At 38.9% G+C, this 6,262-nt stretch carries 5 protein-coding genes; 2 read left to right on the top strand and 3 right to left on the bottom strand.

Annotation, left to right across the window (positions count from 1 at the left end):
- Positions 1 to 196 precede the first annotated feature (196 nt).
- Positions 197 to 838: a hypothetical protein gene (locus ACZOVS_RS09980; RefSeq protein ID WP_483997082.1), complete on the bottom strand. Its 642-nt coding sequence runs from the start codon at positions 836 to 838 to the stop codon at positions 197 to 199.
- Between the two features lie 264 nt (positions 839 to 1,102).
- Complete coding sequence (pepE, locus tag ACZOVS_RS09975; protein ID WP_483997081.1) at positions 1,103 to 1,864, bottom strand: dipeptidase PepE; 762 nt, start codon at positions 1,862 to 1,864, stop codon at positions 1,103 to 1,105.
- A gap of 109 nt (positions 1,865 to 1,973) precedes the next feature.
- Here pepE and ACZOVS_RS09970 point away from each other — a divergent pair, with 109 nt between their 5' ends.
- Together ACZOVS_RS09970 and ACZOVS_RS09965 are read left to right on the top strand one after the other, a co-directional pair.
- Complete coding sequence (locus ACZOVS_RS09970; protein WP_483997080.1) at positions 1,974 to 3,959, top strand: retaining alpha-galactosidase; 1,986 nt, start codon at positions 1,974 to 1,976, stop codon at positions 3,957 to 3,959.
- A gap of 108 nt (positions 3,960 to 4,067) precedes the next feature.
- Positions 4,068 to 5,468, top strand: coding sequence for an MATE family efflux transporter (locus ACZOVS_RS09965; protein WP_483997079.1), 1,401 nt, complete (start codon positions 4,068 to 4,070; stop codon positions 5,466 to 5,468).
- Positions 5,469 to 5,472: 4 nt separating this feature from the next.
- On the opposite strand, the gene truA is transcribed toward ACZOVS_RS09965, so the two are convergent.
- Positions 5,473 to 6,231 (bottom strand): tRNA pseudouridine(38-40) synthase TruA, encoded by a 759-nt coding sequence (gene truA / locus ACZOVS_RS09960; protein ID WP_483997078.1) that lies wholly within the window; start codon positions 6,229 to 6,231, stop codon positions 5,473 to 5,475.
- Positions 6,232 to 6,262: the final 31 nt, after the last annotated feature.

Below are 6,262 nucleotides of genomic sequence, written 5' to 3'. Positions count from 1 at the left end.
GACAGTATTTCAATGATCTCTTTAATATAATTCTGAACCGGCTAACACCGATTCTATTGTTTAATTTTAATTTCTCGGTAATTTTTTACCGAAGTATTGATCATAGTAAAACAATAAAAAAAAAGCCGACTTAACGTCAGCCTTTTAAATTTAAATATCAATTAATTACATTAATATAAAATAACATAATAATATATCAAGGTATCGGATATATTGTAGAAGCATTTTGAGGTGATACTATATTACCGGAGAAAGTAACCTGATAGCCGCTATTTGTGGTAAGGACTATTCTACCGAGACCATTTTGTTGGACATAAACCGTAAACTGCACCGGTATTACACCTGTCCATGTTCTGAAACTGCCGTTTATTATATAAGGTCCATCAGATTGAGACATATCCGGCTCATATTGCACCAGACGTGCAGGAGTATCAGGAGTATCCCACGATTGCCAATTCCATCCCGGGAAACCGGGAGCTGTCCACGGTCCTCCCCAACCGCTCGGTATAGGAGTAGGACCCGGAGGGCCGAAACTGCCGGCATTGTTAAATGCTATATTGATAGCTACATATTTACCATCTATGGCAAAATAATTCTGAAAAGACGACAATGGTGCTTCCTGTCCGAAAGGTCCTATGAAAGTGTTTGCTTCCAAAACGAAAGTGGTGTCGTTGACGAGTTTTATCATCTCGGCGCGCGACTGTGCCAACTCAGCAGCTTGCTGTGCTTGTCGTGCTGCCCTGCGTTCAGCACGCTCCTGCTGACGAAGATCGCTCTGAGAATATCCTGTCATCATGGCAATGCTGATAAAAAATAATAAAAATGCTTTTTTTATCATAATCTTTTGTTTTTTATTTAAACTCATTTTATGTCTTTTTGTTTAATGAAAACTAAAATTAAAAATAAAAAAACAAAAAACTCATATAACAGTTTGATTATCAATCTAAGTCACGACACGAAGAAATTATCTATGCAATTATATCACACAATAAGGATGTTTTCGACAAAATAAAAAAGAAATCATTGTGGTTCAGTAAGTTTCATTATAGACTTATCGTTACCGACAATGATTCATTCAAATAAAAACACAGTTGACAATCAATTATCTCAAAAATGAGGTAACATCTGAATTCGGTTCTACCTCTACAGGTTCTTCTCCATATTTAAACACCATCATTTTCTTTCCGCCTTTCAGCATTATCTTATCATCGTCAACCCACAAAGCTGAAGCCTCACGCAAGCCGACAACCTTCATCGATTGATTGACAGCGAGATATTCATTCAGTCTATCCTGACGTGTTTCACCTCCATGTTTCACCATCTTGTCTATTTCAGGTTGAGGATCGAGGTAATGAGGATTTATCTGAAAAGAGACAAGATTCAAAGTTTTGAAACTCACCGGTTGGACAATAGGCATATCATTAGTCGTACACAAGGTGGGACATGCCACATTGGAACCGGCACTCCAACCTATATATGGCGTACCTTTTTTCACCACCTCACTAACAGCCTCCATCAAACCATATTTATGCATTTCTGCAACCAAATGGAAAGTATTGCCACCTCCCACCACTATACAGTCAGCTTCTTTCACCAAATTGATTTTATCTTCAACAGTATGGACCGAAACAAAATTTTCAAGTCCGAGCTTCTCGTCAAAAACCTTCTTTACCCTTGCCTCATATTCGTCATAACTTGCGGGGTAAGGTTTTCTATTGATAAAAACACCGGCAAAAGGAACAAAAACAATCTTGCTCTTACTGTCAAGGTTGAATTTGTCACGAAACTGTTCCAGCTGTGTCATTGCCCATGCCAAATAGGTCTCTCCAAAATTGGTAGAATTACTAATCAACAATAAATTCATATCCGTTAGTTTTATTTTTGCCAAAATTAAACATTTTTTTCGAATTTTTGAATATTTTTATCTAATTTTGAAGACATATTCATCAATTTCTCAAAAATATTTCATAAGCATGGATACAAAATCATTATTTCTCAGCATTTTATCTGTCGTATCATTATTTTGTGCGGCACAAAGCAATTACACGTTACAGTCTCCCGAGGGAAATATTACTGTTTGCATCAACATCGACAATGACATTACTTATAATGTCAGACACGGTAATACACAAGTCATTACCGATACACCTATATATATGGAATTGTCAGATGGCATGATTTTAGGACACGATGTCAAAATTAAAAATGTCAAGACTCATAAAGAAGATAATATCATAAAGGCTGACTTTTACAAAAAAGCAGAAGTGAGAGATTGTTACAATGAATTGACAATAAATACAAAAGACAACTACAAAATAATATTCAGAGCGTATGACGACGGTGTTGCATACCGTTTCTCTACTGATTTCAGAAAACCTTTCAAAATAAAAAAGGAAGACGTAACATTCAATTTCAGTGATAATCACACCGTATATATGCCATTTGTCAATGCAAGAGAAAGTGACGAGGACATGATAACGAGGCAATTTTTCAATTCTTTCGAGAACGAATACACCGTTGCAAAAATCAAGGAATTAGACAGCAACAAGTTGGCTTTCATGCCTGTCATGGTATGTTTGGAAGACGGCAAAAAGGTTGTCATTACAGAAGCCGATTTAGAAAGTTATCCCGGCACATATCTACGTAAAGGAGAAGGCTGCAGTTTGACAGGAATACAAGCTCCATATCCGAAGAAAGAGCGACAAGGAGGACACAACATGTTGCAATATATAGTGGAAGAAGGAGAAGACTATATTGCCGGTGTCGAAGGAAAGCGCGACTTTCCCTGGCGTTGTATGATAATATCTACAGAAGACAAAGAACTTGCCGACAGCGACATGGTTTACAAGTTGGCTTCTCCCTCACGTCTTGAAGATATCAGTTGGATAAAACCGGGGAAAGTGGCATGGGAATGGTGGAACGCTTGGAATATCAAGGGAGTGCCTTTCGAGGCGGGAATCAACAACGACACCTATAAAATATATATAGACTTTGCATCTGAATATGGTATTGAATATGTCATTCTCGATGAAGGTTGGGCTGTCAACAAGCAAGCCGACTTATTTCAAGTAGTACCTGAAATAGACCTTGAAGAACTCATACGATACGGGAAAGAACGCAATGTAGGCATTGTGTTATGGGCAGGTTATGCTGCTATTGACCGTGATATGGAAGAGGTATGCCGACATTATTCGAATATGGGTATAAAAGGTTTCAAAGTCGATTTCATGGACAGAGATGACCAAAAAGTCGTTGATTTTTATTACAGGATGGCAGAGACTGCAGCGCGATACCATCTCTTTGTAGATTTTCACGGAGCCTACAAACCGACCGGATTGAGCCGCACCTACCCCAATGTACTCAACTACGAAGGCGTGTTCGGTCTTGAGCAGACGAAATGGGGAGAGGATATCGACATGGTGACATACGAAACCACCATACCATACATAAGAATGGTTGCCGGCGCCATGGATTTCACACAAGGAGCCATGCGAAATGCCACGAAAAGCAATTACAGGGCAATATATAACGAACCCATGAGTCAAGGCACTCGCTGTCGCCAACTTGCAGAATATGTCATATTCGAGTCGCCTTTTAACATGTTGTGCGACACACCGGACAATTACAGAGACAATGAAGAATGCGCAAGACTCATTGCTACCATACCTACTACCTGGGACGAGACTGTGGTTTTGGATGGGAAAGTGGGAGAATATACAGTAATTGCACGACGTAAAGGCAACCGATGGTATATTGGAGGCATCACAGACTGGAATGAAAGGACATTAACCCTTGATTTGACACCACTAAATCTTGACAACGACAAAGGCGTCATCTTCCGCGATGGCATCAATGCCTCCCGCAATGCTACGGATTATGTTAAAGAAAACATCATTGTAAAAGAGAACACTATAAGACTCTACATGGCTTCGGGAGGCGGATTCGTCCTAATATTGTAAAACAAAATAATGGCTATCAACAACATTATTAATTAAGAAGTTTTTTTCATTTTTGAATTCTAGTACCGTTTTTTTTTGCAATTTTGCAGTTTCAAAATAATGCGCAAAATGGAAGAAAAAAAAGGTGCCTTGCTGTTAGGCACTGAAAATATCGGAAAATTATTGAAGAAATATGCCATGCCTGCCATTATTGCCATGACGGCATCTTCGTTGTACAATATGGTTGACAGTATTTTCATAGGACATGGTGTAGGAGCCATGGCAATTTCCGGATTGGCTATAACATTTCCTTTTATGAATCTTGCTGCTGCATTAGGTTCTTTGGTGGGTGTTGGAGCATCGACAGTAACAGCAATAGAATTAGGCAAGAAGAACTACGACAAAGGCTGCAAAGCATTAGCGAACACACTGATTTTAAATATTTTCATCGGCATTATCTTTTCGATAATATGTCTCATCTTCCTGAAACCGATACTCTATTTTTTTGGAGCAAGTGAAGAGACAATGCCATACGCATACGATTACATGTTTGTCATTCTCCTTGGCAATATCATCACTCATTTATATTTGGGTCTCAATTCTGTATTAAGGGCATCAGGACACCCCAATGAAGCAATGATAGCCACCATTATGACAGTAGTCACCAATATTTTCCTCGACTGGTTATTCATTTATCCTTTGGGGCTTGGTATCAAAGGTGCAGCCATTGCTACTATAATGGCACAAACCATTCCTCTCGTATATCTGTTGAGAATTTTTTCCAGAAAAGATGAATTGATACGTTTCAAAAGGAAAGATTTTGTCATTGATTTTAAAATAATCAAAGACATCATATCCGTAGGAATGTCGCCGTTTTTACTGAACTCAGCCCTTTGCGTCATTGTCATTCTCATCAACAACAGTCTTAAAAAATACGGAGGAGACCTGTCGGTTGGTGCATACGGTATCGTAAACCGTATTTCTTTCATCTTTGTCATGATAGTTTTAGGATTGACACAAGGCATGCAACCTATTGTAAGTTATAATTTTGGTGCGAGACAGTTCGACAGAGTCAACGAAGCATTGAAAAAAACGATATATCTTGCCATTATAACGCTGACAACCGGTTTTGTTATCGGAGAGACTATACCCGGAGTAGTATGCAGATTTTTCACTGATGACGAACAACTCATCGAGATCTCAATAATAGGCATGCGTGTTGTCATGATAACATTTCCCATCATCGGATTACAAATTGTGTCCGGCAACTTCTTCCAGAGTATTGGCAATGCGAAAAAAGCCATTTTTTTGTCCTTGTCGCGTCAGGTGATATTTCTCATCCCGCTATTATTGATTTTGCCACGTTTTTTCGGAATAAAAGGTGTTTGGTTCTGTATGCCGATATCAGACGTTGTGGCAACGATAATAGCAGCTGTAATGCTTAAACGTCATTTTAGAAACATAAGAAACATTCAAAAGAAAGAGACCAAATATTTTACAGACAGCATGCCGAAAGAGGGCAATCAATGATGTTTTAAACTTCAGAGCCTTTAAAAACTCTTTCAGGATATTCCACATCTTCAAGAAACAAAGCATGAGCCGGCATGGAAGAACCTGCCGAACAACGGTTTTTGTTCTCAATGACAGCACGGAAACCGTCAAGGTCCATACGTTTCCTGCCAACATCGAGCAATGTGCCAACTATGGCACGGACCATATTACGCAAAAATCTGTCAGCCTTAATGTGGAACACCATCATGTTGTCTTTTCTTAACCATTGAGCCTCCATGATGGTACAGTTGTTTGTCTTCACCTGGGTATGCAACTTGGAAAAACTTGTAAAATCACGATATTCAAACAAAATGTCCGCAGCTTTTTGCATCATATCCATATCTAAGTCGCCATAGTAATAATATGCATCTTCTGTATGGAATGGGTCTTTCACAGTAGTGATATAATAATGGTATGTACGAGACAAGGCATCGAAACGGGCATGTATATCACTTGGCACCTGCCAGCAGTCATGAACAACGATATCATCCGGAAGAAACATATTGAGTTCCGATACAAAACGAACTGTATCCAACACGTCATCATAGTCGAAATGAGCATAATAATTGCGAGCATGGACCCCAGTATCAGTTCTGCCACAACCTGTTATGCAAATTTTTGATTTCAATTTAAGTCCTGTACAACGTTCCATGACCTCCTGTACCGATGTCTCTCGCGGCTGAATCTGCCAGCCATGATATTGTTTGCCGTTATACGACAAATGTAGGAAATACCGTCTCATTATATTTTTTATGTGCAAATATAAAAAATTT

It is taken from the genome of Candidatus Limimorpha avicola, from assembly GCF_056978975.1.
Note: the sequence above shows the minus strand (reverse complement) of the source record. Positions and strands in the feature narration are given on the sequence as shown.

Coding starts and splice junctions, on each gene's coding strand:
- ACZOVS_RS09980 (WP_483997082.1), bottom strand. CDS start 838: ATGATAAAAAAAGCATTTTTATTATTTTTTATCAGCATTGCCATGATG.
- pepE (WP_483997081.1), bottom strand. CDS start 1,864: ATGAATTTATTGTTGATTAGTAATTCTACCAATTTTGGAGAGACCTAT.
- ACZOVS_RS09970 (WP_483997080.1), top strand. CDS start 1,974: ATGGATACAAAATCATTATTTCTCAGCATTTTATCTGTCGTATCATTA.
- ACZOVS_RS09965 (WP_483997079.1), top strand. CDS start 4,068: ATGGAAGAAAAAAAAGGTGCCTTGCTGTTAGGCACTGAAAATATCGGA.
- truA (WP_483997078.1), bottom strand. CDS start 6,231: ATGAGACGGTATTTCCTACATTTGTCGTATAACGGCAAACAATATCAT.